This window comes from Mesorhizobium sp. M0633 (genome assembly GCF_040320645.1).
In the GTDB taxonomy this organism is placed as follows: domain Bacteria; phylum Pseudomonadota; class Alphaproteobacteria; order Rhizobiales; family Rhizobiaceae; genus Mesorhizobium.
Map to the genome: position 1 here is coordinate 67,166 of NZ_JAMYQC010000006.1, position 24,910 is coordinate 92,075.

Here is a 24,910-nt window from a genome sequence, read left to right on the forward strand (position 1 = left end):
CGCGGCAACCGCGCGTTCGTCGTTGGATAGCTTTGGCTTACGAAAACGCCTTGCGCATGGTGATTGAGGTCGGCCGGTCGTAGCCCTTGTGCGCTGTCCGTTCGGTTTCACGAAAACCGAGGCGGGCAAAGGCTGCGTGATTTCCGGTCAGCTCGATCCGGGTCTGGAGCTCGATGGCGGTCCTGTTGTGGCTGCGGGCAAGATCTTCGACGGCCTGCATCAGCTGTTTTCCAATGCCTTGTCCCTGAAGAACCGGCTCGACCGCGAGCTTTCCAACATAGAGCTCGTCTGCGCGCTTCAGGATGAAGACGCAACCGACGATCTCGTTTTCCTTCAGCGCCAGGAATGCTGTCTCCTCCAGCGCTCTAGCCCTGAGATTTTCAACGGTGAGCCGATGCGCCGAGGACGGCGGGTCAATAACCCCGTCCATAAAGGCGAAGGCCCGCATGACCAGCGCCAGCACCTCGTCCCAACAGTCGAAATCGGCCGCAAGCTGCACGATGGAAACGTCGGCAGGCAGGCTCACGGGCTGGTTCGCTTGTAGCGGATCGTGTCGAAGCGTGCCGCCAGCGCATCGTAGAGCAGCAGTCGTCCGACCAGCGGCTCGCCAATCCCGGTGATCAGCTTGATCGCTTCCATGGCTTGCAGCGTGCCGATGACCCCGGTCAGCGCGCCGACAATGCCGGCCACCGCGCAGGATGGCACCAGTCCCGGCGGCGGCGCCTCGGGAAAGAGATCGCGGTAGCTTGGGTTCAACTTGCCGTCCGGGCCGGTTTCGAATGGCTTCAGTACGGTGACCGAGCCGTCGAAGCGGCCAACGGCGGCATGCACGAGCGGCCGGCTTTCCGCGGCGCAGGCGTCGGCCACCGCGTAGCGTGTCTCGAAATTGTCGGAGCCGTCAACGACGATGTCATAACGGGCAATGAGGGTAGGGGCGTTGTCCACGGTCAGCCTGAAATTGTGCTCTTCCACGACGACGTTTGGATTGATGCGGATGATCGCCGCTCTGGCGCTGTCGGTTTTCGCCACCCCGACATCGCCCGTGGCGTGGATCACTTGTCGTTGCAGGTTGGAAAGCGAAACGATGTCGTCGTCGACGATACCGAGAGTGCCAATCCCTGCGGCGGCGAGATATTCGAGCACCGGCGCTCCCAATCCGCCGGCGCCAATGACGAGCACCCGCGCCCGCTTCAGCCGCTGCTGGCCCGCGCCGCCGATCTCGGGCAGCACGATGTGGCGGGCGTAGCGTTCGAGCTCTTCATCGGTGAGGGCGGCTGTGATCATCGCCGGACCATATAACGGAGGAAAAAACTTGTCAGGCGTCAATGCATGCAGCTCAGAAATGCGCCATGGACGAAATTCAAATGGTCGGCCTGACCGTGCCGTGATCGACGGTCAGGAATTGCGCGCGTCCCTTGAGGCTGTCAAACAACGCGGCATCGGTCCCGGTCATGAAGGCCTGGCAGTTTAGTTCCTCCAGGATCGAGAACAAGGCCGCCCGTCGACCGCCGTCGAGATGGGCGGCGATCTCGTCGAGCAGCAGGATCGGTGTCATGCCCGACATCTCGCCGGTTAGCCGCGCATGCGACAAGACAATGCCGACCAGCAGCGCCTTCTGCTCGCCGGTCGAACAGAGCTCGGCCGGCATCGCCTTGGGCCGGTGGCGCACCACGAGGTCGGAACGGTGCGGGCCGTCGAGCGTGCGTCCGGCGGTGCGGTCGCGGTCGCGCCCCTGGGCAAGCGCACGACGGAACCGTTCCTCTACGTCGACGGCCGGCAAAATACCGAGTTCGCCTTCCAGTTCGCCAGAGATGCCGATGTCGGCTTGCGGAAACGGTCCGTCGCCGGGCAGCCGGTCGATCATGGCGGCGAGCAGGCGCACCAGTTCGGCACGCGCCGCGGCAATTGCCACGCCGGTCTCGGCCATTTGCATCTCGATCGCATCGAACCAGGCACCGTCGCGTGAACCGTCGGCGAGCAGTCTGTTGCGGCCGCGCATTGCCTTTTCGTAGTCAAGCGCGCGCTGGCCGTGGCCAGGATCGATCGCCAGCACCAGCCGGTCTAGGAAGCGCCGGCGGTCGGCAGCCGGCCCGGGGAACAGGCCGTCCATGGCCGGTGTCAGCCAGACCACGCGCAGCCATTCCAGCATGTCTTCGGCTGAGCGTGCCGTCGCGCCGTTGATCCGCACCCGCCGGCCGGCTTCGCCGTCGCTGCCCGATATTCCGGTACCGATCTCGACCTGGCCTTCCGGCCCGTCAAGCCGGGCATGCAGCGCAAAGCCACCGTCGCCGCCTTCGCGCGCCACCTCGGAATAGGGTGCGCGGCGCAGGCCGCGGCCCGGCGTGAGCAGCGAGATCGCTTCAAGCAGATTGGTCTTGCCGGCGCCATTGTCGCCGGAGAAAACCACAGCACCGGGATCAAGGTCGATTGCCAACGCCGCATAGTTGCGGAAATTCGTAAGTGTGAGCTTACTTATGTACGTCTGCTGCGGTTTTGCAGATCTGGTCACGACAGCAAGATGGCCCCGTTCGGGCCCTACACCCGCATCGGCATCAGCACGTAGAGCGCGGTCTCGTCGGCCATGTCGTGGATCAGCGTCGGGGAACCGGCATCCGCCAGCATGAACTTCGCCTCCGTGCCGGTCAGTTGCGCGGCAACGTCGAGCAGGTATTTGGCGTTGAAGCCGATTTCGATCGGATCGGACGAATAGTCGGCCGCCAGTTCCTCGGTGGCACTGCCCGAATCCGGGTTGTTGACCGCAAGCGTGACCTGCCCTTCGGCGATCGAAAGCTTCACCGCCCGGCCGCGTTCGGACGAAATGGTCGAAACGCGATCGACGGCAGCGGCGAAACTCTGGCGATCGATAATCAGCTTCTTGTCGTTGCCGGTCGGAATGACGCGCTGGTAGTCCGGGAAAGTGCCGTCGATCAGCTTGGAGGTCAAGATAACGCTGCCGATGGTGAAACGGATCTTGGTGTCGGACAACTCGGTGGTGACTGCAACATCGGGATCGTCGACCAGCTTTTGCAGCTCGCTGACCGTCTTTCGCGGGATTATGACGCCAGGCATGCCCTCAGAGCCTGCCGGCGCATCGATCTCGGCGCGCGCCAGCCGGTGGCCGTCGGTCGCGACAGAGCGCAGCTTCAGCTTGCCGCCGGCCTCGTGCGTGTGCAGATAAATGCCATTCAGATAATAGCGCGTCTCCTCGGTCGAGATGGCGAACTGGGTCTTTTCAATGAGGCCCTTTAGTCCGACGGAATCGAGCCGGAAAATATGCGAGAACGACCCGGCTGAAAGCTCGGGAAAGTCGGACTGCGGCAGGCATTGCAGGCGGAAGCTCGAGCGCCCCGACGTCACCGTCATGGCGTTGCCGTCTTCGTCGGTCTTCAGCGCCACCTCCGCGCCGTCGGCAAGCTTGCGCACGATGTCGTAGAGCAGATGTGCCGGGACCGTCGTCGCCCCGCCACGTTCGACCTTTGCCGGCGTTGCTTCGGTCACCTCCAGGTCGAGGTCGGTCGCCTTCATTTCAAGGCTGGCCCCCTCGGCGCTGAGCAGCACGTTCGACAGGATCGGAATGGTATTGCGCCGCTCGACCACGCGGTGAACATGGTTGAGCGACTTCAGGAGATTTGACCGTTCCAGGATAACACGCATGACGAAACAGGCTCGCTTGAATGAATGAACGGGTCTCCGGCAAGCGGCGCCCCGCGAAAGGTCTGAACAGGCTCAGAATCTGCGTAAACTGACAGGAAAAACCCGGCAAACGCAAGCCCGCGCCACCGGTTCGGACCGGCTGCACGGGCTTTCTGGGGATAAAAAGGCCGGAGTCCGCGAGCCGGCGTTTTTCGGGCCGTCAGGCCTGGTCGTTGATCAGCCTTCTCAGCAATTCGAGTTCCTGCGCCAGTGTGTTGTCGGCACCGGAAAGATCCTCGATCTTGCGCACCGCATGCAGCACGGTCGTATGGTCACGACCGCCGAACCGCCGCCCGATCTCCGGCAGCGAGCGCGGCGTCATCACCTTCGACAGATACATGGCGACCTGCCGTGGCTTGACGATGGTGCGTGTGCGCCGGTTGGACAGAAGTTCGGTCTTCGACACGTTGTAGTGGCGCGCGACGATGCGCTGGATGTCCTCGATACGCACCCGCTTGGGTTCGCCCGAACGATAGATGTGGCCAAGGATCTCGTCGATGCGGTCGATGGTGATCTGCGGTTCGAAGGATTGGCGAAACAAAAGCTGGTTGAAGGCACCTTCGAGCTCGCGTCCGCTGCCGGTCACCGTGCGGGCGACGTGGTTGAGGATCTCTTCGGAAATATCGAGCGACGCATCGTCGAGCTTGGCGGTGGCAAGCCTGAGCTTGAGCATACCGATACGCATGGCGAAATCCGGGGCTGACATTTCCAGCGCGACGCCGCCGTTGAGGCGCGAGCGGACGCGTGGCTCCAGCGACTCCAATTCCGACGGCGGCCGGTCGGCAGCGACCACCACTTGCTTGGCGCTGTCGAGCAGCATGTTGATCAAATGGCAGAATTCGTGCTGGATCGACTTGCCCTGCAGGAACTGCATGTCGTCGATGATGAGGAGGTCGATGTCGCGCAGCTGTTCTTTCAGCGTCAGTGCGTTGTTGTCGCGGATCGCGGTGGCGAACCGCCACATGAAATACTCAGCCGTCAGATAGACGACCCGCGATTTCGGATTCTGCTTCAGCGATTCTGCGGCGATCGCCTGCAACAGGTGCGTTTTGCCCAGCCCGACCGTCGCGTGAAGAAAGAGCGGATTGAAACGCACCGCGCTCGACTGCGATTCCGCGACCGCCTTGGCGGCGGCAAAAGCCACTCGGTTCGATGGTCCTTCGATGAAGGAGGTGAAAGTATAGCGTGGATCGAGTGGCGAACCGAGAACATTGTGCCGGAACTCGGTTTCTGCCGGCATCCCCGGGCGGGGTACCGGGACCCGTTCGACCCTACTGGGGCTCGCCGTGCCCGCAGAGAGCGCGGTTTGCGTCTGCCTGGTCATCTTGCGCGCCGGGGCCACTTCTGGCTCGACGCTGTTGCGGCCCTGCCGTGTGGCGGTGCGAACCACGATCTCGATCTTGAGGATCTCCGGATCCTCGTGCTTCCACAACTCGGTGATGAGATCGAGATAGTGGCCGTTGATCCATGAACGCAGGAATGCGGTTGGCACTGAGATGCGGACAATGCCCTTAGAGGATTCAGCGACCTTCATGCGCCCGAACCAGCTCGAATAGACCTCGGTTCCCAGACGCGCCTTCAACTGGGCCTTGACCCGATCGAACTTCTGTTCAGCTTCATTGGAAGCCGCCATGTCGTTCCTTCCGATTAACGTTCCAGGAAATGGGAGGTCGCCTGTAAGCTCCCTTTCGATGCCGCCGCTCTGCATGATCGAGTTCCTTGTCTCTTGTACCTGTTTTCCGCCGGGGATGCGCCTCCTGCATCCATGTTTCCGGCGACCGTGTCTTCGCTGCGACACCATCGCCGCCGCCGGCTGATGAATCGCCTCGTTGTCGGTCCGGCGCCGAAGAGCCGATCCGCTTTGGTCATGTCAGGGCAACAAAATGCCGTCCGGCGAAAAACCGCCGGCGCACCGTCGACCTGCCATGTACAATTACGCCAGTCCCCTACCGTATCGAAAAGACAAACCAACCCCGTCCGCGGAGTTGAATCCGCGGTGTAAACTCTGCCAATTTGAGCTGGCCGGTTTCAGGCTGGTCAAGGGCCAAGGGCCCGTCCCTTCGATGGACAGACATTACCGAAATCGCTGTGGATAGGGCAAGGCCACCCCTAACGGATTTTTAAGGAATCTGACTAGCAAGGGACGTTTCGAACGCCATGCTGCAACAGTTGATTTTGACAAAGCCATTGTGATTCAAACCCTTTTCCGGCGAATATGAAAAAGGCCACACAACGCGAAATTTTCTGAAATAATTCACTTGACAGCCAATTGTCGCCTATCGGCCGCAGCTGATGTGAACAAGCTGTGGATCACCATCGGTAAGCTTCTGAAAAGAAAAGGTAATCTGTGACGCTCGGAAATTTTCGTATTGGCGGTTTCGGAGGCTCCGAATATGAGCGGGCATGTATATGCCGGCAAAGCATTTCGAACTTTGAAATGCTCGCGGAGCGCCATTTTGCGGGCTTTCTTTTAAGTACTTGCCGGCAAACGAAAAAACCCGGCGCGATTGGCCGGGTTTGAAGAAGCGCAGTTCAGGAATGGATATATCAGGCTGACAGCACCTTGACCCGTTGGGCCAACCGCGACACCTTGCGCGATGCCGTGTTCTTGTGCACCACGCCCTTGGTCGCGGCGCGCATCAATTCCGGCTCGGCCACCTTGAAGGCAGCCTGTGCGGCCGCCTTGTCGCCAGCCGCGAGCGCCTCTTCGACCTGGCGGATGTAGGTCCGGACGCGGGAGCGGCGGTTCTTGTTGATCGCTGCGCGACGGGCGATCTTGCGCGTTGCCTTTTTGGCCGAGGATGTATTGGCCATGGTGCCTCTCTTCTGATCTGGTGGGCGCTTGCGGGATACCGCAGGGCGCAAAAAACAAACGGGCAGCCACAGGGCCGCCTCGATTGGTGCGGCTTATAGTTCAGCTTTTCCGGCGCGTCAACGCTGCAGCGCTTTCTTTTTGACCGGCGCCTTCGTCATCTCATCGGTTCGTGAAATTCGGCTTCCGCTTGCCGGTGAAGGCCGCCATGCCTTCCTTCTGGTCATCCAGCGCAAACAGCGAATGAAACAGCCGGCGCTCGAACCGCAGACCCTCGGTGAGCGTCGTCTCATAGGCGCGGTTGACGGCCTCCTTTGCCATCATCACCGACGGCAAGGAAAAACCAGCGATCTTGGACGCTGCCTTAAGCGCTTCCTCGATCAACTCGCCGGCTGGCACCACGCGCGAGACAAGGCCGGAACGCTCGGCCTCGGCTGCGTCCATCATTCGACCCGTCAGGCACATATCCATCGCCTTTGACTTGCCGACAAAGCGGGTCAGGCGCTGCGATCCGCCCATGCCGGGCATGACGCCCAGCGTGATCTCGGGTTGGCCAAACTTGGCGGTGTCGGCGGCGATGATGAAGTCGCACATCATCGCCAGTTCGCAGCCGCCCCCCAGCGCATAGCCCGCCACCGCCGCGATGATCGGCTTTCGTGCCCGCGTAAATTCTTCCCAGCCGACGAAGAAATCCTGCAGATAGGCATCCACATAGGAGATGGACTGCATTTCCTTGATATCGGCACCTGCCGCGAAAGCCTTTTCCGAACCAGTGATGACCATGGCGCCGATGTCGGCATTGGCGCCCATGCTATTCACCGACGCGACCAGTTCCGCCAGCACTTGTGAATTCAGCGCGTTGAGCGCCTGCGGCCGGTTCAGCGTAATCAGCCCGACCTTGCCGCGGGTTTCGACGATGATGGTTTCATAGCCCATGCTTTGCTCCTCCTCGCTTCTGGTTCAAGCCTGACAGGCCCGGCAGTGGAAAGTCGAACGACCGCTTTGCACGATACGCTCGATGTGGCCGCCACAACCAGGCTTGGAGCAGGCTTCCCCCTCGCGATCGTAAACCGCGAAGGAATGCTGGAAGTAGCCCAGCGATCCATCGGTCTGCATATAATCGCGCAACGACGAGCCGCCGGCGGCGATCGCATCGGCGACGACCGAGCGGATTGCTTCGGCCAGGCGTTCGCTCTGCTCTTTGGCTTTCTTGCCGGCTCTCGCGAGGGTGCCCGCTTCGCGCAGCGGCGACAGGCCGGCCCGCCAAAGCGCTTCCGAGACGTAGATATTGCCTAGCCCGGCAATCAGCCTCTGGTCCAGAAGTGCCGCTTTCAGCGGTGACTTGCGACCTTTCAGCAACGAAGCGAGCAGCGCGCCGTCCAGTGCGTTGCCTGTAGGCTCGACGCCTAATCCCGCCAGCATCGGATGCATGTCGGGCTCGCCTTCCGAAAACAGCATGAACCCGAAGCGGCGCGGGTCGTTGAAGATCACGCGAGAGCGGACGCCGGCAGGGGATGCGATGTCGAAGACGACGTGATCGTGAGCAGTGTTTTTCGAACGTTCGTGGTGGAACGCGCCGGGCGTTGCGCTCTCGTCGGCCGTTTCGATGCGAAACGAACCCGACATGCCGAGATGGCAGATCAGAACCGGGCCGTTGTCCATGTGCATTGTCAGATATTTGGCACGGCGGCCGAGCGCCGCAATCGTCTTGCCGGTCAGCCGCTCCGAAAATCTCTCGGGGAACGGAAACCGCAAATCCGGCCGGCGTGCCTCGACACCGACAATGCGGGCACCTTCAAGGGCCGGCTGCAGACCGCGCCTGACTGTCTCTACCTCCGGCAGCTCAGGCATGGCCACCTATCGTGGCATGGAAGGAGGTGCCGTGACGGCCGCGCGCCAGCCCGAGATGTTCGGCCACGGTTTCGCCGATGTCGGCAAATGTTGTCCTCAGTCCGATCTCTGCGCCTTTGAAACCCGGCCGTGTCCCGATAATCGGAATACGCTCGCGCGTGTGGTCGGTGCCGCGCCACGTCGGATCGTTGCCGTGATCGGCGGTCAAAATGAGCAGATCGCCTGGCCTCAGCCGGGCGAATGCCTCGGGCAGGCGCCGGTCGAAAGCTTCGAGTGCGGCGGCATATCCCGCAACGTCGCGCCGATGCCCGAACTCGGTGTCGAAGTCGACAAAGTTCGCGAAGACGAGGTCGCCGTCGCGGGCGTCTTCCATGGCACCAAGCGTTTTGTCGAACATCGCCATGTTGCCGGCAGCCTTGCGGACTTCCGAGATCCCCCGATGGGCGAAAATGTCGCCGATCTTGCCGATCGCGATAACCCGGCTGCCGCGCGCCGTCAGCCGATCGAGCAGCGTCGGTTCCGGCGGCGGTACGGCATAGTCGCGACGATTATGCGTTCGCTCGAACGTGGCGGCGGTTTCACCGATAAACGGCCTCGCGATGACGCGGCCGATATTCAGCGGATCGACGAGCCTGCGCACCACTTTGCAGAACTCGTAAAGCCGTTCCAGGCCGAAATGAACCTCATGCGCGGCGATCTGCAGGACGGAGTCGATCGAGGTGTAGCAGATCGGCTTGCCGGTGCGGATATGGCCTTCGCCGAACCGTTCGATAATCTCGGTGCCCGGAGCATGGCAATTGCCGAGGATGCCAGGCACCTTCCCTTCACGCACCATTGCGTCGGTCAACTCGGCCGGAAAGGCGGGAATCTTGTCTGGGAAGTAACCCCAGTCGAAACGGACCGGCAGGCCGGCTATTTCCCAATGGCCCGATGGCGTGTCCTTGCCGCTCGAAACCTCTTGGGCCGCGCCGTGAAAGGCGGCGGCAAGCGGCGCACTGCCGGCATTCTCGAACCTGAAACCCGTCGCCGTTGCCGCGGCCTGGCCGAGGCCGAGCGCGAGCATGTTTGGTACAAGAAGGGGTCCGGCACGCAGGCTTTCGCGATCGGCGCGGCCTTCTGCGCAGGCCCGCGCGATGTGTGCGAACGTATTAGAGCCGGTGTCGCCATAACGTTCGGCATCGGCCGCGCCGCCGATGCCGAAGGAGTCGAGGACAAAAAGGAAGGCGCGTGCCATCGAAAGGTTCATCATTGCCTGTGTGTTGGCTCAGACATAGGGTTCCGCGCCGCCATTGGCAATTCGGAAACCCAACGGCACGGCTTGGCGTGCTGGTCCCGGAGAGACGAATCGCGGCATGGTCGATCTGCGGATGGAAATGCGCGGCGCGGAGCTCGCATGAGGCTTGCCCTGACGGCATTCGCCGCCGTACTGGCTTTGCTGCTGGATGCGTCTTGCACAAACCTGGCGCGAGCCGATTGGCGCGATGTTATCGGAACGTTCCGTATCGGTATCGTCGCCGAACCGTTGCCGGTCCGAGGGACTATGTGCTGGCTGCAGCCATCGTGCGTCTAGTCTCGGCCCGCGGTCGCAAGCAATAGCAACAGACCGGTTAGCGGGCTTCAGGCGTCAGCAATCGCTGCACGGAATGGTCGGGCTCCTGCGCGGCCGCAGATAATAAGTTTCCGCCATCGATATCGAATTGAAGACCGAGCTCAACCCGAACCGGCTTTGGCCGTCCGCCGACCAGGTGATGATTGGCTTGTAGGCGAGATCGCTTTCGACCCGAATGAGGAACGTGCCTTTGATCTTGAGCGCGCTCGGGACCGTTGTGGTGGAATCCTTGACAGCGTCGACGCTAGAGACGCCATCGACCAGTTTGCGCGACCACACGACCAGGACTTTCGGCGTCGTCTCGTTCGTCACCTGTATCGCCGTGATAATGATCTTCGGTTTCGAGCGGTTGTAGGGCTGGAGCGTGGAACTGCCGATCGCCATGATGGCATCGACATCGGCCGCCTTGACGGTCTGCTGCTGCGTGACGAGGTCCGCTACCATGCTGCCGATGCGGCTGACCTTCTTGCTGGTCTCGATGGCTTGCGAGGCCTCCATTGTCATAAAGTACATGATCAACAGGACAGGCACGATGAGGGCAAACTCGACAGCCGCAATACCGCGGCGGTCCGAGCAAAGCCGGACTGCTCTTGTACAAATCCCTGCGATGCCCAGCTGTGCCCCCGCACGAATCATGGCTTTGCCCTTTTCAAGCGACTACGTGGTTCAGTTGTCGAACGGCTCGTTCTGCCAAGTGATCGAAGCAAAATGCAGCGTTTTGCCGTCCTTCAGGTTGGCCATCGATTTGGCCATGAAGTCGGTCATCACCGGCCATTTGTAAAAAACACGCAGCATGTTTCTCGACTCCGCCAGGCCAGGTGCGACGGTGAAGGTCTGTGTGCTCGTGCCCTTGGTCAGCACGACATCGCCATCCTGAATCTTGAAACCGGCCAGCGCCGCATCGGCGAAGGTCGGATATTCCCGCAAGTCCACCAGCAATCCGGGACAGGTCTTGGCGACCATGATCTCCAATTTGGTGCAGATCATATCCCGCAGCTTGGTCCCGGACACATCGGCCGGTCTTAGTTGGCCGGTACGCAGCTGGCGCGCGATGTCGTCGGTGGCGTTTGCCATCACTTCCTGTGCGGCAAAAGAAATGCAGCTCTCCAGGATGGCGAAGACAAGAAGCGCGAAAGGAATTGCAAGCATGGCGAATTCGATCGCCGTGCTTCCGCGGCGGTCGCCCAAAAACCGTCTTGGAGAACCTGCTCGTCCTGCCTTGTTCATGTCCTCTGCCCGCCGATGCCGCTTCTGTATCGGTCCCACCCTTAGTCGGAACCGATTGAAGTCCGGTTGGAATGACCGTTAAATTCAACGGGAAGGCCTTAACCCGGCGATAACCGAAGCACGTTCCCGCCAAAGGCGGACACGTCGGCTAGCTAATGCCCGGCGCTCATTTCGGCTTCAGAGGCCTTCTCGGCATCGCTCTTATACGAGCTTTCGCAATATGGCGCGCAGGACATGGTCTGTACTTCGGAACGCCGATAGATGCGCACCGACGACGCTGCCTGGCGCACGACGGTTATTTGCTCATCGACGATCGGGTTACCCTCCTGGTCGAGGACGACGAGATTGGTGACGCCAAATCCCTTGCCGGTCAGTACGATCGTCGATGCGTCCTGCACGGAGGCGTCGGCGATCGCCGGATTGCCGACGACAATCGTATCGGCGGCGCGCGACAATTTGATGATCTTTGCCTGGTTCATCGTCACCTCGATGCCGGCGCCGGCCTTGGCTGGAAAGGCGAAAGCCGCTGCGGCAAAAAGCACGGCAACTGGAAATGATGATCTCGGCCCGGCCATTGAGGCGCCCCCTGGCAAACTGTTCAACGGAACATGAACGAGATTGGTGAACCAACCGTTAAGCGGCTGGAGTTCAGGATCAAGCCGGAACCGGCATTGGGCCTAGCCGGCACGGCTGGAACGTCTTTGCCGAATTGCGCCTTTTGCGCCTTTTGTCAGCCCGGGCGCCTAGCGGCGGGTATTTTAGTTCTGGGTTAACCACGCAATCTCGTCGAAGCGGGAAAGGAATCGGTAAGCCTGTTTATTAAGCCGATTGAAACAGCTTCTCCTTAGATTCGCAGTATCCGATCAGCCACCAAGAGAAGTTGACGGAAGTGCTGTAACAATTGGAGTAGGAGCTCGAATGTCTAACCTCATCGCACGTTTTGTGAAGGACGAATCCGGCGCGACCGCTATCGAATACGGTCTGATCGCCGCTCTTATCGCACTCGCCATCATGGTCGGCGCCGGCCAGCTCGGCAACTCGCTGAACGCCAAGTTCACCGCCATCTCCACTAAGGTGAACGGTAGCTGACCGTAACGGGTTCGGTTGTTCTGAAATAAGGGCCGCCGCACTGGCGGCCCTTATTTAGTCCTGGTATGATTTGAAATTTAGGCCTCATCAGTCGTTAATCGAATAGGATTAGGCTGGGGCCAGATGCAATTGGGTCATAGGCGCGCCGATGCTTGAAGCCGTGATCTTCGTCGTGTTTCCGTTCTGCATGCTTTTTGCCGCGATCTCCGACATGCTTTCGATGACGATCGCCAATCGCGTGCCGGTGTTGCTTGTGGTTGTCTTCGCCTTGGTTGCGCCTTTGACCGGCATGGACTGGGCCACCTATGGCTGGCATTTCGCCGCCGCCGGCCTGGTTCTCGCGGTGACGTTCGGCCTGTTCGCGCTGGGCGGCATGGGCGGCGGCGACGCCAAGCTTCTGGCTGCCACTGCCATGTGGATGGGACTGAACATCCATCTCATCGAATACCTCGTCGCCTCGACATTCATCGGCGGCCTGCTGACGCTAGCCATCCTCGCCTATCGAAAATCGCCGCTTGCCGCCGTCACAAGCCACAATCCGTTCCTGCGCCATTTCGCCGATGAGGCGACCGGCGTTCCGTACGGCATTGCGCTTGGCATTGGCGGTCTGCTCACCTATTCCGACTCGCCGTTGATGGCCTGGGCACTTACCAGGCTGGCGGGCTGAATTTCGCTTTACGCCATTGGCGCCGAGCAGGCGAGTTGGCCACGTTTTCCTTCGGGCCGGGCTTGTCGGTCCAATTTATGTAAACGTTAAATTAATCACGATCGTAAGTATAACATTAACCTTGTTTTGACGATTGCCGCTGCAAAGTCCCGCTTGGCTACGTGGTTTGCCAAGGCGAGGTTCGGACAGATGCCAGCATCCCGATTGATTATTCTGAGCGTGGCGATAGCCGCGGCCGGTGGTGCAGGCTATGTCGCGAAGAACATGGTCGTGGCTCCGCCGCCTCCGGTTGTCGATTCCGGTCCTCAGGCGCCGGCGATCGCGCTGCAGGATGTGCTTGTTCTTTCCGGCGACGTTCCGATGGGCAGTCCGCTTGAAAACAACATTTCCTGGGAGTCATGGCCGTCCGCAGGCATCAACGCAAATTTCATCACCCGCGCCGCCGAGCCTGAAGCGCTGGACAAGCTGAAGGGCGCCGTCGCTCGCGTGGCGCTCTACGCCGGCGAGCCGCTGCGGCGCTCGAAGCTGATCGGTGAAGGGCAAAGCTTCATGTCGTCGATCCTGCCCTCCGGCATGCGGGCCGTTGCCACAAGCATCTCGGCCGACACCTCGGCCGGTGGCTTTATTCTTCCCAACGATTTCGTCGACGTCATCATGACCCGCAGAGCCGATCCCGCCAATGGCGGTGGTCCGGGCTTCACGACCGAAACTATCCTGAAGAACATTCGCGTCCTGGCGATCGACCAGACCATTCAGGAGGACGAGGAAGGTAAGAAGACCAGGGTTGGCCAGACCGCCACCCTGGAACTGACGCCGCAGCAGTCCGAGATCATCACCGTCGCACAGCAGATGGCGGATCGCCTGACATTGGCGCTGCGCTCGATCAAGGACAGTCAGGACAAGAATGTGGGCGAAGCCGATTACCTGGTTTCCGGCAATGGCCGGCGCGGAACCGTGCGGTTGATCAAGTCGGGCGAAGTTTCCGAAGTGGGGGCGAGGAAATGAGGCTAAAAACCAAATTGCCGGTCACGCTGGCTGCGGCGATCGGCCTGCTTTTCCTTGGAACGAATGCATATGGCGTTCTCTGTGCCAGCGCAGCAGGCGACAACGCCAGGGTCACGGCTTCGACCGCCACCCAGCGGGTCAAGCTCGGACTGAACAAATCGGTGGTCATCGACCTGCCGAGCGATGCCTACGATATTCTCGTCGCCAACCCAGCTGTAGCCGACGCGGTGACCCGCACTGCCAGGCGCATCTATCTGTTCGGAAAGGCGGTCGGCGAGACCAACATCTTCGTCTTTGGCCCGAATGGCGAGCAGATCGTCAGCCTTGATCTGGCGGTCGAACGCGATGTTGCCGGGCTGGAGGACTATATCAGGCGCTTCATCCCGTCATCGACCGTCAAAGTCGAACTCCTGAACGACAATGTCGTTCTGACCGGAACCGTGGACACGCCCCTGGATGCCAAGCGGGCGGAACAGCTGGCCACCATCTTCGTGTCGGGCGGTGAAGCGACCACGGGACAATATTCGCAGACTGCCGCCGGCGGTTCGGCCGAGGCTGGCGTCGCCATTGACAACCCGGATGCCGAGCGTCGCGTCAGCCAGATCGTCAACCTGCTGCAGATCATCGGCGACGACCAGGTCACGCTGAAGGTGACGGTTGCGGAAGTCAGCCGCTCGGTGATGAAGCAGCTCGGCGTCAATATGATGGGCAGCGGCAGCAGCAACGGCATCAGCTGGGGTGCGGTAAGCGACAATTTCACCGGTTTGGGCAAGTCGCTGTCGAACTCGGGCCTCGCCATCGGCAGCTCGACGCTGCAGGCCTACATCAACGCCATGGAACAGTCAGGCGTCATGAAAACCCTGGCCGAGCCAACACTGACAGCGGTATCCGGCGAGAAGGCGACCTTCAAGGTCGGCGGTGAATACAATATGGTGACCAGCGTTTCCCAAGCCGTATCCAACGATAACCAGACAGGTCTGAAGACCTATTCAATCGAGAAGATCGAATATGGCATTGGCCTGGAATTCCAGCCGGTGGTGCTGTCTCCCGGCCGCATCAGCCTGAAGGTCAGGACCTCGGTCTCCGAGCCGACAACGGAGGGATCAGTATCTTTGTCCGAAGGCGTAACAAGCCCCGGCATGAACGCCCTGTCGCTCCGCAAGCGCTTGGCCGACACAACAGTGGAACTGCCTTCGGGCGGCTCGATGATGATTGCCGGCCTTGTCCGCGATGATCTCAGGCAAGCCGTCAACGGCTTGCCTGGTCTGACAAAGATTCCAGTGCTTGGCGCGCTGTTCCGCAGCAGGGATTTCGTTCGCAACGAGACCGAGCTCGTCATCATCATTACGCCGTATCTGGTGAAGCCGGTGGCGCGCAACGATCTTGCCAAGCCGGATGACAATTTCAACGCCGCCAGCGATGGTGCCGGCATTTTCCTTGGCCGCGTCAACCGTGTCTACGGCACCATGCAGACCGACAAGCCCAACGGCCGTTACCACGGCGTTGTCGGCTTCATCTACAAGTAAGCGGGGAAGCGGTCATGTCTAAGGCAGCATCGAAGGCACGGGCGATCACCGCGACGCGGTCGGTCCATTCGCGAATCTGGCGGCCGGCCGTTCCCATTATGGCGATCGCGGTGGCGGCATTGCTGGCCGGCTGCGCCAATCGCGACAGCGTCACGGTGGGTGCCATACCGGACGATTATCGCACCACCCATCCGATCGTCATAGCCGAGAAGATACAGAAGATCGACCTTCCGGTCGGCGCCGGCGACCGTGGCATGACCAGATCCCAGCGCGACACGCTCCTGGGCTTCCTGGACGGATACGACAGGAGCGCGGCTCCGGTGCTGACGATCGAGATTCCGAGCGGTTCGGCCAACGAAATCGCGGCGGCCGCCGCCGGCCGCGATTTCGCCAGGCTTGCCATGGCCAGCGGCATCAGCCGGAAGCGGATCGCCATGCGGTCCTATCAATCCGGTTCGGTCGAAGCGTCCGCCCCGGTCCGTGTCGCCTACGTCTCGGTGAAGGCTCAGACGGATAAATGCGGGCGCTGGCCCGAAGACCTGCTGGAGACTTCGGAAAACAAGCACTATGCCGATTTCGGCTGTTCGTACCAAAACAACCTTGCCGCCCAGATGGCCAATCCGGTCGATCTGATCGGACCGCGCAAACAGACACCCATCGACGCGGCAAATCGGAGCGCGGTGATCGACGTCTATCGTGACAGAGGTATTTCGGACGAATTCCTCGGCAATTCGGAAGTCGAATATTAACGAGTGTTGAGGCTCAACAAACCCTAAGCCGCGCAAGTCACGGAAAGTGATGACAATGAGCAATCTTGCCTACGACACAGAGGTACCGGGCGGCGAAACCTCGGAGCAGGATATTGCCGCGATGCAGGCGTTGCGGCCGATCCCGCGCATTTCGATCCAGGCATTTTGCGAGACCGAAGGCGTAGCCAATCCGGTCGAGCGCGCCGGCGAGGATCGCCGCATGGCCAAGGCCCATCTGAAAGTGCATATGGGGGGCATCCCTACCGCTATCGAATTCTATCAGTCGGCGCCGACACCGAACCTGATCCTGCTTGAATCGCGCAGCGAGCCGAAGCTGTTGCTGGAACAACTCGCCCAGCTCTCCGAGCATTGTGACCCGACCTCCAAGGTGGTGGTTGTCGGCCACTACAACGATGTCGGCTTGTACCGCGAACTCATCCGTTCGGGCATTTCCGAGTATGTCATCGCGCCCGTATCGATGGCCGACATCGTCAGCGTGGTGTCTTCGATCTTCGTTGATCCGGAAGCTGAGCCGATCGGCCGCTCGATTGCCTTCATCGGCGCCAAAGGCGGCGTCGGCTCCTCGACCATAGCCCATAATGTGGCCTGGGCCATGTCGTCCCTTTTCAAATCCGAAGTGGTTGTCGCCGATCTCGACCTCGCCTTCGGAACGGCCAATATCAATTTCGACCAGGATCCGGCGCAAGGCATTGCCGAGGCAGTCTTCTCGCCGGAACGCGTCGACGAGCTCTATCTCGACCGGCTGCTCGCCCAATGCGCCGAGCACCTGTCGCTGCTTGCGGCCCCTTCGACGCTGGAGCGGGTCTACGATTTCGATCCCGACGCCTTCACCCAGCTTATCGACATAGCCCAGCGTAGCGCGCCGCTCCTCGTGCTCGATGTTCCCCACGTGTGGGCCGGCTGGACCAAGAACACGCTGGTCAAGGCCGACGAGATCGTCATCACGGCGACGCCCGAACTGGCCAATCTGCGCAACACGAAGAACCTGGTCGACATGCTGAAGCGGCTTCGTCCGAACGATCCCGCGCCAAAGCTTGTGATCAACCAGGCCGGTGTGCCGAAACGTCCTGAGATTACGCCGTCCGACTTCTCCGAATCGCTCGGCCTTTCGCCGATGTCGGTCATCCCGTTCGAGCCGCTTTTGTTCGGAAATGCTGCCAACAACGGACGTATGCTCGGTGAGATGGATGCCAAGAGTCCGGTTGTCGCCACGATCAACGAGATCGCCCATGTGCTGACAGGGCGCAGCGAAATCAAAGTGAAGAAAAAGGCTGGCCTCGGCAATCTGATCGGCAAGCTTTCGCGCAACAAGAAGTGATGCCTCAGCGGTGGAATTGGTAAGCGATCATGTTTGGTAAAAGAGGCAGCGACGACGGCAACCGGACCATTCCGGAATTCCGTCAGCCAGCACCCGCACCTGCTGCGCCGGCGGCCGCGAACCCTGTGGAAGCGGCTGTAACTGCCAGGTCGGCGGCGCTGCCGCCATCCGGCGCGCCTGCCGCGCCGGCGGTTCGCCGTGCGGTCGAGCCGCCGCCATTGGCCCCGGAGCCGAAAAGTATCCAGCGCCAAAAGAGCGAAACCTACTACGACACCAAAAGCCAGGTCTTCGCCGCACTCATCGATACGATAGATCTGTCGCAGCTCGCCAAACTCGATCCCGAAAGCGCGCGCGAGGAAATCCGCGACATTGTCAACGACATCATCGCGATCAAGAATTTCGCGATGTCCATCGCCGAGCAGGAAGAGCTTCTCGAGGATATCTGCAACGACGTTTTGGGCTACGGGCCGCTGGAGCCACTGCTTGCCCGCGACGATATTGCCGACATCATGGTCAATGGCTCCAAGAACGTCTACATCGAAGTCAACGGCAAGGTCGAGCAGACCGGCATCCGTTTCCGCGACAACCAGCAGCTCCTCAACATCTGCCAGCGTATCGTCAGCCAGGTTGGCCGCCGCGTCGATGAATCAAGCCCGATCTGCGATGCGCGTCTTCCTGATGGCTCCCGTGTCAACGTCATCGCACCGCCCCTGGCTATCGACGGCACCGCACTTACCATCCGCAAGTTCAAGAAGGACAAGCTGACGCTCGACCAGCTGGTCAAGTTCGGCTCGATTTCTCCGCAAGGGGCCGAGATTCTCAAGATCATCGGGCGTGTCCGCTGCAACATTGTCATCTCGGGCGGTACCGGCTCAGGCAAGACGACGCTGCTCAATTGCCTGACCAACTATATCGACCGCGAAGAACGCGTCATCACCTGCGAGGACTCAGCTGAGCTGCAATTGCAGCAGCCGCATGTGGTGCGTCTCGAAACCCGTCCGCCCAACCTCGAAGGCGAGGGCGAAGTGACCATGCGCGACCTGGTCAAGAACTGTCTGCGCATGCGCCCCGAACGTATTATCGTCGGCGAAGTGCGCGGACCCGAAGTGTTCGACCTGCTGCAGGCGATGAACACCGGCCATGACGGCTCGATGGGAACGATCCACTCGAACAGCCCGCGCGAATGCCTCAACCGTATAGAGTCGATGATCGCCATGGGCGGCTATACGCTGCCGCAAAAAACCGTGCGCGAAATCGTCGTCGGCTCCGTCGACGTGATCATACAGGCTGCACGCCTGCGCGACGGATCGCGGCGTATCACCCACATCACCGAGGTGATCGGCATGGAAGGTGACGTCATCATCACCCAGGACATCGTTCTCTATAACATCAAGGGCGAGGACGCGAACGGCAGGCTGCTGGGCGAGCACGTGTCGACTGGGATCGGCCGTCCGCATTTCTGGGAGCGCGCCCGCTACTACGGTGAGGAGCAGCGCCTCGCGGTTGCGCTCGAGGCGATGGAGAAACGCGCTGATTGATCCGTCTGGAAGCGTGGGGGCCAGGGTCGATGTTCGGAATTGACGGCACCGTATTGGCATTCGTTGTGCTCGCCGGCTTCAGCGCCGGCGCTGTGGCCTATGCTTTCCTGTTCAACCGGATCAGCACCGAGAAGCAGGTCGGCAAGCGGCTTGAATCGATCAAGACCGCCGAGACGGATCGATCCGTCGTCAAGGCGTCGCGCGATCGCGTGGCGGAAGCGGCCAAGCGTCGCAAGTCCGTCCAGGATTCGCTGAAGGATCTCGATCAAAAGCAAAAGTCCAATCAGAGCCTGGTCAAGAAACCACCGCTGAAGATCCAAATCCGTCAGGCCGGCATGAAGATCTCGCTCGAGCGCTTCTATGTCTACTCGGCGGTCTGCGGCGTCGTCTTGACGGCTCTTGTTTATTTCATCGGCGCACCGCTGCTGGTCTTGCCGGCTGCGCTGCTGGTCGGCGTCTTGGGTCTGCCCCGCTGGTTCGTCTCGTTTCGCCGCGCGCACCGCGTCAAGGCGTTCCTCAACGAATTTCCGAACGCGCTCGATATCATCGTGCGTGCGGTAAAATCCGGCCTGCCGCTGAACGACGCCGTGCGCCTGATCGCCAACGAATCCCCCGAGCCGGTCAAGACCGAGTTCCGCCGCATAGTCGATTCGCAGCAAATGGGTTTGTCGATCCCCGACGCGGCCATGCGCATGCCAGAAACGATGCCGTGCACCGAGGCGAGCTTCTTCGGCATCGTCATCCAGATCCAGTCTCAGGCCGGCGGCAATCTTTCCGAAGCGCTGGGCAATCTTTCGCGCGTGCTTCGCGACCGCAAGAAAATGAAAGCCAAGGTCCAGGCATTGTCCATGGAAGCCAAGGCATCCGCCGTGATCATCGGCGCGTTGCCTTTCGTCGTCGCCTTTCTCGTCTATTTGACGAGCCCGAACTACATCATGCCCCTCTTCATCACCAGCACCGGCCATCTGATCCTCGGTTGTTCCGGCATCTGGATGTCGATGGGCGTCCTGGTAATGCGCAAGATGATGAATTTCGAAGTCTAGGACTCGCGTATGACCGATCACGTCATCAGAACTCTCACCGACCCGTCCCTGCTGATCGCACTGCTGGTCGGCATCGCGGTGTTTGCGACCGTCTTCACGCTGCTGCCCGCTTTTGGCGGGAACCAGCTCAAGGCGCGCATGAAATCCGTAGCGCTGGAGCGCGATGAGCTGCGCGCCAAGCAGCGCGCGCGGCTGGCAGTCGAAGCCGACCGCCGCCGCAAGGGCCTGCGCGAAGAACAGTCGGTCGGCATGCGCAATATTGTCGATCGCCTGGATCTCAGGCGTGCGCTGGCGGATGAAGGTACCTTGCAGAAATTGAAAGTGGCAGGTTTTCGCGGGCAAAATCCGCTGACGCGCTTCCTTTTCTTCCGTCTCGTCCTGCCCTTCATCGGCTTTGCATTGGCGGCGATGTATCTGTTCGTGCTCGGCGGATTGCCCGAGCAGCCGCTTTTCGTGAAGCTGTTCGTGTGCATCGTGGTAGCCTATGCGGGATTCTACGCGCCGGTGCTCTACGTCAACAACCGCGCTACCAAGCGCAAGCAATCGATTCAGATGGCGTGGCCGGACGCGCTCGACCTGTTGCTGATATGCGTCGAGTCCGGCATGTCGGTGGAAGCGGCGCTTCGCAAGGTCGCCGATGAGATCGGCGCGCAATCGGTGGCATTGGCGGAAGAATTCATCCTGACAAACGCCGAGCTTTCCTATCTGCAGGAGCGCAAGCAGGCCTATGAGAACCTTGCAAGCCGAACTGGCCTGGAATCCGTCAGGTCGGTGTCCCAGGCGTTGGTTCAGGCCGAGCGCTACGGCACGCCCGTGGCGCATGCGTTGCGGGTGCTTGCCAGTGAGAGCCGCGACATGCGCATGAATGCCGCCGAGAAGAAGGCGGCCGCGCTGCCGCCGAAGCTCACCGTGCCGATGATCCTGTTCTTCCTGCCGGTGCTGTTCGCCATCATTCTGGGTCCCGCCGGCATCCAGGTGAGCCAGCGCGGCATCTTTGGCGACCAGCCGAAATCCAGCAGCGAGTAGCGCCAGCGGCGTTGCCAGAAACGCTGATACGATTCAGAGCCACGCTGCCGGTGCAGCGCGGCTCTTTGCGTTAGACATGTTGCGGAATTCGCGCGCCGGTTCGGCGCTCGAAGCGGTCAGTTGGTGGCGGGCTTTGCCTTGTCCTGGTCCTTGAGCTGGCTCCAGGCATTCTGCTGCGCCAGCATCTGGCGAAGGTAAGCGACGTTAGCCTGCGCCTGATCCTGCGACAGCTCTTGCGAGGCGATCTTCTCAGCCTCGTCGAAACGGCCTTGCAGACCGACGACCAGCGCAAGGTTCTGGCGGACGCGGCTATCTGCATTCGGCTGCTGGGCGGCTGAGCGCATATAGGTTTCGGCCGTGCGCAAATCACCTTCCAGCACGTACGACATGCCGAGATTGGAAAGGATCGACGGTTCGTTCGGCCTGAGGTCAAGCGCCTTGCGATAGCCTTGGCGCGCCTCGTCCTTCTGGCCGAGCTGGTCGAGAATAGCAGCTTCCGCCGATACCAGTTTCCAGTCAGGATATTCGGGCGTCTGGGCGCGGCGCACGGCATCGAGAGCCGGTTCGAACTGTCCGTTGGCGGCAAGCGCCTTGCCATAGGCGGCGAGCACGTCGCGGTCCTTCGGCAGGGCGATCGCCAGCTTGCGCATCACCGCAAGCGATTGGTCTGCGTCGCCGTCCATCTGCAGCGCCGCGGCATAATTTGTCGCGATCCGCTTGTCGCTGGGGTTTTTCGAATAGGACTGGCCGAGCGCCATCGTAGCGTTGTGCAGTTCGCCCGCCGACATTGTTTCCAGCGGCTTGCCGCTTGGACGAGAAATCGAGCCAGTCGTCAATTTGCTGGTTCCGCAGCCGGCGACGCCTGCGGCAAGCGCCATCATCAACGCCGTGCTGATCAGCCTATTTGCGCTGGCGTTCATCCTGCGGTTGGTCGGCATCGGCACCAGGGCTCCGTTCATGCGCGTGACCATTTGCGAGGTCATCTTTCCTCCCGCAGAAATATTCTGTTAACCCTAACGGAGAGTTAAGAAACGCCGACTCGGAAGCCGGAGGCCAGCGAATGCCTGTCGAACTCGTCGAGAAAGAATTGAGCAATGCGCTGCCGGTCCATCTGGTGGCGAAGGATGCTCTGGCGGCGGCGGGCCTTGCGCCATCGTCGGTCGCCTGGGCCAAGGCCAACGGCTTTTCCGGCGAGGCCGGCAGGACGCTGATCGTGCCTGGCGACAACGGCGCGATTGCCGGAGCCCTGTTCGGCACCGGTGATGGCGAGGGCGCACTGGCCATCGGCGCACTAGCGAGAGCCTTGCCCGAAGGCGAGTGGCATTTTGCGTCCGCACCGGCCAAGCCGGAGCTTACGGCACTCGCCGTAGCGCTCGGCGGCTATGTCTTCACCCGCTACGGCAAGAAGCCAGGCAAGACGCTTCGCCTCGCGCTGCCGGCAGGCACCGACATTGCCCGCATCCGCCGCATCGCCAATGGAGTTTTCCTGGCGCGCGATCTGGTCAACACGCCGACCAGCGATATGGGCCCCGATCAGCTGGAAAAAGCCGCCCGAACCTTGGCCGCGACGCACAAGGCCGAATTATCGGTGACCAAAGGCGACGATCTTCTTACCGCCAACTTTCCGATGATCCACGCCGTCGGTCGGGCTTCTGCCGACGCGCCGCGCCTGATCGACATGATTTGGGGGCCGAACAATGCCCCCAGGATAACGCTGGTCGGCAAGGGCGTCTGCTTCGATACAGGCGGTCTCGACATCAAGCCGTCCTCGGGCATGCTTTTGATGAAGAAGGACATGGGCGGCGCTGCCAACGTGCTGGGCCTCGCTTCCATGATCATGGCCACCGGGCTGAAGGTCCGGCTTCGCGTGCTCATCCCGGCTGTCGAGAATTCGATAGCCGGCAACGCCTTCCGGCCAGGCGACGTGCTGGTGAGCCGCAAGGGCATCACCGTCGAAATCGGCAACACCGACGCCGAAGGACGGCTGGTGCTCGCCGATGCCTTGGCCTTGGCCGACGACGAAGAGCCGCAGATGCTGGTCGATATGGCGACGCTGACAGGCGCTGCCCGTGTTGCGCTCGGTCCCGACCTGCCGCCGTTCTACACCGGTGACGAGGCGCTTGCATCCGAGCTGGCGGACGCCTCCGTTGCGGTCGAGGATCCGCTATGGCGCATGCCGTTGTGGAAGCCCTATGACGCCAAGCTGGCGTCGAAGGTGGCCAACATCAACAACGTCACGTCGGACGGTTTCGCCGGCTCGATCACCGCGGCGCTTTTCCTGAAGCGCTTCGTGGAAAAGACCGCCGGCTGGGCGCATGTCGACATCTTCGCCTGGAACCCGTTCGACCGCCCGCACGGCCTTGCCGGTGGCGAAGCGCAAGGCATCCGGGCGCTGGAGCAGGTCATTTCGAACCGCTACGGCTGATTCTCGGGCATAGCCGACGAAGGTATTGACTGAAACGGAACCGAAACAATTTTCCGTCATGCTGGACGGATGTCGATTATCATGCGTCCAAGCCAGGCCTTGCGACTATGGCAACAGGTGGTGTTATCCGAGGTGCGTGACGACGCGCCCGATCTCACTATGCGCCAGACGGCGATCCTGTTCACCATCTATCTCGATCCGCCGCCGCACACGGTGCGGGGGTTAGCCGCCCGACTCAACGTCACCAAGCCGGTGATCACCCGTGCGCTCGATACGATGGGGGCGCTGAAACTGGTGTCGCGCCACCGCGACGAGCTCGACAAGCGCAACGTGCTGGTCAGGCGCACAGTCGAAGGCGCGCTCTTTGTCGAGCGCTTTGGCGATGTTATCATTGCCAGAGCCCAAGAGTTGCCCATTTGAACGAGTTGCCGATTTGACCGCCAGGGATGCCCGCCTCCATGCCTTCCGCTCCGATCTCGCCGACGCCAGGCTGACAGGCGAGGTCGCCGCCGACCGTTTCGTCGCCGGCCGGCCGGCTCGCATATCAGCCTCCGCGGCCGATGTCCGCAAGGCTCCGCGCCCGGATGCCGGCGTCGATACCCAGCTTCTGTTCGGCGAAGACGTCCTCGTCTTCGAGGACGTTGAGGGCTGGGCCTGGATACAGGCCGAGCGCGACGGCTATGTCGGCTATGTCGCCGACACTGTGCTGGGCGGTCGGGACCATGCACCCACGCATGTTGTCTCGGTGCCGCGCACTTTCCTCTATCCGGGACCGGATTTGCGGTTCCCGGTGAGCGGGGAGCTCTCGATGGGGTCAGCGGTAACAGTGAAAGGCGCGGCTGAAACACGCCGCACGTACTATGCTCTGCTGCCATCCGGCGAGGCGGTCATATCTGACCATCTCAGGCCTGTCGCCGAGGTTGCCCCCGACTACGTCGCGGTCGCCGAGGCGTTTCTCGGCACGCCCTATCTATGGGGCGGCGTTTCCGGCTTCGGCATCGATTGTTCCGGTCTCGTGCAACTTGCAATGCACATGGCTGGCAGGCAAGTGCTGCGCGACACCGACATGCAGGCGGCGACCGTCGGTGAACCGCTCGACCTCGGGCCGGATTTTGCCGGGTTGCGGCGCGGCGACCTGGTCTTCTGGAAAGGCCACGTCGCGATCATGACGGATCCGGAGACCATGATCCACGCCAACGGCCACACCATGCTGGTGTCGCGTGAAGGACTGAGGGAGGCGGTCGCCCGTATCGGCTATCTCTATGGCGGACCGACCGGGTTTCGCCGGCCGTAACGCGAATCGATCACCTT

General features: G+C 61.2%; 25 protein-coding genes and 1 pseudogene. 13 read left to right on the forward strand and 13 right to left on the reverse strand.

Annotated elements, in window-relative coordinates; all coding sequences use genetic code 11:
- Positions 1-37: 37 nt before the first annotated feature.
- The 9 genes from NKI47_RS08130 to NKI47_RS08170 all read right to left on the reverse strand — a co-directional run bounded on the left by NKI47_RS08130 (position 38) and on the right by NKI47_RS08170 (position 9,590).
- The gene (locus tag NKI47_RS08130) at positions 38-526 is read right to left on the reverse strand and encodes a GNAT family N-acetyltransferase (RefSeq protein ID WP_352589093.1); all 489 of its coding nucleotides are present in this window, start codon (positions 524-526) and stop codon (positions 38-40) included.
- Positions 523-1,284 carry a molybdopterin-synthase adenylyltransferase MoeB gene (locus NKI47_RS08135; RefSeq protein ID WP_031211813.1) on the reverse strand — a complete coding sequence of 254 codons (762 nt, stop codon included), beginning with the start codon at positions 1,282-1,284 and terminating at the stop codon, positions 523-525. The genes NKI47_RS08130 and NKI47_RS08135 overlap by 4 nt, the downstream gene beginning before the upstream one ends.
- Positions 1,285-1,360: 76 nt before the next feature.
- Positions 1,361-2,509 (reverse strand): DNA replication/repair protein RecF, encoded by a 1,149-nt coding sequence (recF, locus tag NKI47_RS08140; protein WP_352576939.1) that lies wholly within the window; start codon positions 2,507-2,509, stop codon positions 1,361-1,363.
- Between the two features lie 26 nt (positions 2,510-2,535).
- Positions 2,536-3,654 (reverse strand): DNA polymerase III subunit beta, encoded by a 1,119-nt coding sequence (dnaN, locus tag NKI47_RS08145; RefSeq protein ID WP_023676920.1) that lies wholly within the window; start codon positions 3,652-3,654, stop codon positions 2,536-2,538.
- A 199-nt stretch (positions 3,655-3,853) separates the two neighbouring features.
- Positions 3,854-5,326: a chromosomal replication initiator protein DnaA gene (dnaA, locus tag NKI47_RS08150; RefSeq protein WP_023676921.1), complete on the reverse strand. Its 1,473-nt coding sequence runs from the start codon at positions 5,324-5,326 to the stop codon at positions 3,854-3,856.
- Between the two features lie 914 nt (positions 5,327-6,240).
- Positions 6,241-6,507: a 30S ribosomal protein S20 gene (rpsT, locus tag NKI47_RS08155; protein ID WP_023676922.1), complete on the reverse strand. Its 267-nt coding sequence runs from the start codon at positions 6,505-6,507 to the stop codon at positions 6,241-6,243.
- Positions 6,508-6,667: 160 nt separating this feature from the next.
- Complete coding sequence (locus NKI47_RS08160; RefSeq protein ID WP_023676923.1) at positions 6,668-7,441, reverse strand: enoyl-CoA hydratase; 774 nt, start codon at positions 7,439-7,441, stop codon at positions 6,668-6,670.
- A gap of 24 nt (positions 7,442-7,465) precedes the next feature.
- Positions 7,466-8,356, reverse strand: a complete 891-nt coding sequence (gene mutM / locus NKI47_RS08165; protein ID WP_352448614.1) for a bifunctional DNA-formamidopyrimidine glycosylase/DNA-(apurinic or apyrimidinic site) lyase — start codon at positions 8,354-8,356, stop codon at positions 7,466-7,468.
- Positions 8,349-9,590, reverse strand: coding sequence for a phosphopentomutase (locus tag NKI47_RS08170; RefSeq protein ID WP_352570350.1), 1,242 nt, complete (start codon positions 9,588-9,590; stop codon positions 8,349-8,351). The genes mutM and NKI47_RS08170 overlap by 8 nt, the downstream gene beginning before the upstream one ends.
- A gap of 159 nt (positions 9,591-9,749) precedes the next feature.
- Here NKI47_RS08170 and NKI47_RS35115 point away from each other — a divergent pair.
- Positions 9,750-9,878: pseudogene (locus NKI47_RS35115) on the forward strand (phosphate/phosphite/phosphonate ABC transporter substrate-binding protein); the annotation flags it as partial.
- A 102-nt stretch (positions 9,879-9,980) separates the two neighbouring features.
- Here the strand turns inward: NKI47_RS35115 and NKI47_RS08175 are convergent.
- The 3 genes from NKI47_RS08175 to NKI47_RS08185 form a co-directional block, all read right to left on the reverse strand.
- Entirely contained in the window at positions 9,981-10,601 is a 621-nt protein-coding gene (locus tag NKI47_RS08175) for a TadE/TadG family type IV pilus assembly protein (RefSeq protein ID WP_023676926.1), read from the reverse strand.
- Positions 10,602-10,631: 30 nt separating this feature from the next.
- Positions 10,632-11,192 (reverse strand): TadE/TadG family type IV pilus assembly protein, encoded by a 561-nt coding sequence (locus tag NKI47_RS08180; RefSeq protein WP_352455127.1) that lies wholly within the window; start codon positions 11,190-11,192, stop codon positions 10,632-10,634.
- 152 nt (positions 11,193-11,344) lie between these two features.
- Positions 11,345-11,767 carry a pilus assembly protein N-terminal domain-containing protein gene (locus NKI47_RS08185; RefSeq protein ID WP_352455128.1) on the reverse strand — a complete coding sequence of 141 codons (423 nt, stop codon included), beginning with the start codon at positions 11,765-11,767 and terminating at the stop codon, positions 11,345-11,347.
- 343 nt (positions 11,768-12,110) lie between these two features.
- Here NKI47_RS08185 and NKI47_RS08190 point away from each other — a divergent pair, with 343 nt between their 5' ends.
- From NKI47_RS08190 to NKI47_RS08230, 9 genes are all read left to right on the forward strand, one after another.
- Positions 12,111-12,281 (forward strand): Flp family type IVb pilin, encoded by a 171-nt coding sequence (locus NKI47_RS08190; protein ID WP_023676929.1) that lies wholly within the window; start codon positions 12,111-12,113, stop codon positions 12,279-12,281.
- A 148-nt stretch (positions 12,282-12,429) separates the two neighbouring features.
- Positions 12,430-12,948 carry an A24 family peptidase gene (locus tag NKI47_RS08195; RefSeq protein WP_023676930.1) on the forward strand — a complete coding sequence of 173 codons (519 nt, stop codon included), beginning with the start codon at positions 12,430-12,432 and terminating at the stop codon, positions 12,946-12,948.
- 189 nt (positions 12,949-13,137) lie between these two features.
- Positions 13,138-13,953 carry a Flp pilus assembly protein CpaB gene (cpaB, locus tag NKI47_RS08200; protein ID WP_023676931.1) on the forward strand — a complete coding sequence of 272 codons (816 nt, stop codon included), beginning with the start codon at positions 13,138-13,140 and terminating at the stop codon, positions 13,951-13,953.
- Positions 13,950-15,479, forward strand: coding sequence for a type II and III secretion system protein family protein (locus tag NKI47_RS08205; protein WP_352589099.1), 1,530 nt, complete (start codon positions 13,950-13,952; stop codon positions 15,477-15,479). The genes cpaB and NKI47_RS08205 overlap by 4 nt, the downstream gene beginning before the upstream one ends.
- 14 nt (positions 15,480-15,493) lie before the next feature.
- Positions 15,494-16,228: a CpaD family pilus assembly protein gene (locus NKI47_RS08210; RefSeq protein WP_352589101.1), complete on the forward strand. Its 735-nt coding sequence runs from the start codon at positions 15,494-15,496 to the stop codon at positions 16,226-16,228.
- A 55-nt stretch (positions 16,229-16,283) separates the two neighbouring features.
- Positions 16,284-17,567 (forward strand): CpaE/TadZ family protein, encoded by a 1,284-nt coding sequence (locus NKI47_RS08215; protein ID WP_352589104.1) that lies wholly within the window; start codon positions 16,284-16,286, stop codon positions 17,565-17,567.
- A gap of 29 nt (positions 17,568-17,596) precedes the next feature.
- Positions 17,597-19,105 (forward strand): TadA family conjugal transfer-associated ATPase, encoded by a 1,509-nt coding sequence (locus NKI47_RS08220; protein ID WP_352455132.1) that lies wholly within the window; start codon positions 17,597-17,599, stop codon positions 19,103-19,105.
- 29 nt (positions 19,106-19,134) lie between these two features.
- Entirely contained in the window at positions 19,135-20,148 is a 1,014-nt protein-coding gene (locus tag NKI47_RS08225) for a type II secretion system F family protein (RefSeq protein ID WP_023676935.1), read from the forward strand.
- A 9-nt stretch (positions 20,149-20,157) separates the two neighbouring features.
- Positions 20,158-21,174: a type II secretion system F family protein gene (locus tag NKI47_RS08230; protein ID WP_023676936.1), complete on the forward strand. Its 1,017-nt coding sequence runs from the start codon at positions 20,158-20,160 to the stop codon at positions 21,172-21,174.
- Positions 21,175-21,290: 116 nt separating this feature from the next.
- Here NKI47_RS08230 and NKI47_RS08235 read toward each other — a convergent pair whose 3' ends face one another.
- Positions 21,291-22,112 (reverse strand): tetratricopeptide repeat protein, encoded by an 822-nt coding sequence (locus NKI47_RS08235; RefSeq protein ID WP_023676937.1) that lies wholly within the window; start codon positions 22,110-22,112, stop codon positions 21,291-21,293.
- Between the two features lie 122 nt (positions 22,113-22,234).
- Between NKI47_RS08235 and NKI47_RS08240 the strand changes: the two genes are divergently transcribed.
- The 3 genes from NKI47_RS08240 to NKI47_RS08250 all read left to right on the forward strand — a co-directional run bounded on the left by NKI47_RS08240 (position 22,235) and on the right by NKI47_RS08250 (position 24,893).
- Complete coding sequence (locus tag NKI47_RS08240; protein ID WP_023676938.1) at positions 22,235-23,599, forward strand: leucyl aminopeptidase family protein; 1,365 nt, start codon at positions 22,235-22,237, stop codon at positions 23,597-23,599.
- A gap of 69 nt (positions 23,600-23,668) precedes the next feature.
- Positions 23,669-24,019, forward strand: coding sequence for a MarR family winged helix-turn-helix transcriptional regulator (locus NKI47_RS08245; protein ID WP_023676939.1), 351 nt, complete (start codon positions 23,669-23,671; stop codon positions 24,017-24,019).
- Positions 23,982-24,893: a C40 family peptidase gene (locus NKI47_RS08250; protein ID WP_084641121.1), complete on the forward strand. Its 912-nt coding sequence runs from the start codon at positions 23,982-23,984 to the stop codon at positions 24,891-24,893. The genes NKI47_RS08245 and NKI47_RS08250 overlap by 38 nt, the downstream gene beginning before the upstream one ends.
- The last annotated feature ends 17 nt before the right edge of the window (positions 24,894-24,910 follow it).

Coding starts and splice junctions, on each gene's coding strand:
- NKI47_RS08135 (WP_031211813.1), bottom strand. CDS start 1,284: ATGATCACAGCCGCCCTCACCGATGAAGAGCTCGAACGCTACGCCCGC.
- dnaN (WP_023676920.1), bottom strand. CDS start 3,654: ATGCGTGTTATCCTGGAACGGTCAAATCTCCTGAAGTCGCTCAACCAT.
- dnaA (WP_023676921.1), bottom strand. CDS start 5,326: ATGGCGGCTTCCAATGAAGCTGAACAGAAGTTCGATCGGGTCAAGGCC.
- rpsT (WP_023676922.1), bottom strand. CDS start 6,507: ATGGCCAATACATCCTCGGCCAAAAAGGCAACGCGCAAGATCGCCCGT.
- NKI47_RS08160 (WP_023676923.1), bottom strand. CDS start 7,441: ATGGGCTATGAAACCATCATCGTCGAAACCCGCGGCAAGGTCGGGCTG.
- mutM (WP_352448614.1), bottom strand. CDS start 8,356: ATGCCTGAGCTGCCGGAGGTAGAGACAGTCAGGCGCGGTCTGCAGCCG.
- NKI47_RS08170 (WP_352570350.1), bottom strand. CDS start 9,590: ATGGCACGCGCCTTCCTTTTTGTCCTCGACTCCTTCGGCATCGGCGGC.
- NKI47_RS08175 (WP_023676926.1), bottom strand. CDS start 10,601: ATGATTCGTGCGGGGGCACAGCTGGGCATCGCAGGGATTTGTACAAGA.
- NKI47_RS08180 (WP_352455127.1), bottom strand. CDS start 11,192: ATGAACAAGGCAGGACGAGCAGGTTCTCCAAGACGGTTTTTGGGCGAC.
- NKI47_RS08185 (WP_352455128.1), bottom strand. CDS start 11,767: ATGGCCGGGCCGAGATCATCATTTCCAGTTGCCGTGCTTTTTGCCGCA.
- NKI47_RS08190 (WP_023676929.1), top strand. CDS start 12,111: ATGTCTAACCTCATCGCACGTTTTGTGAAGGACGAATCCGGCGCGACC.
- NKI47_RS08195 (WP_023676930.1), top strand. CDS start 12,430: ATGCTTGAAGCCGTGATCTTCGTCGTGTTTCCGTTCTGCATGCTTTTT.
- cpaB (WP_023676931.1), top strand. CDS start 13,138: ATGCCAGCATCCCGATTGATTATTCTGAGCGTGGCGATAGCCGCGGCC.
- NKI47_RS08205 (WP_352589099.1), top strand. CDS start 13,950: ATGAGGCTAAAAACCAAATTGCCGGTCACGCTGGCTGCGGCGATCGGC.
- NKI47_RS08210 (WP_352589101.1), top strand. CDS start 15,494: ATGTCTAAGGCAGCATCGAAGGCACGGGCGATCACCGCGACGCGGTCG.
- NKI47_RS08215 (WP_352589104.1), top strand. CDS start 16,284: ATGAGCAATCTTGCCTACGACACAGAGGTACCGGGCGGCGAAACCTCG.
- NKI47_RS08220 (WP_352455132.1), top strand. CDS start 17,597: ATGTTTGGTAAAAGAGGCAGCGACGACGGCAACCGGACCATTCCGGAA.
- NKI47_RS08225 (WP_023676935.1), top strand. CDS start 19,135: ATGTTCGGAATTGACGGCACCGTATTGGCATTCGTTGTGCTCGCCGGC.
- NKI47_RS08230 (WP_023676936.1), top strand. CDS start 20,158: ATGACCGATCACGTCATCAGAACTCTCACCGACCCGTCCCTGCTGATC.
- NKI47_RS08235 (WP_023676937.1), bottom strand. CDS start 22,112: ATGCCGACCAACCGCAGGATGAACGCCAGCGCAAATAGGCTGATCAGC.
- NKI47_RS08240 (WP_023676938.1), top strand. CDS start 22,235: ATGCCTGTCGAACTCGTCGAGAAAGAATTGAGCAATGCGCTGCCGGTC.
- NKI47_RS08245 (WP_023676939.1), top strand. CDS start 23,669: ATGTCGATTATCATGCGTCCAAGCCAGGCCTTGCGACTATGGCAACAG.
- NKI47_RS08250 (WP_084641121.1), top strand. CDS start 23,982: ATGTTATCATTGCCAGAGCCCAAGAGTTGCCCATTTGAACGAGTTGCC.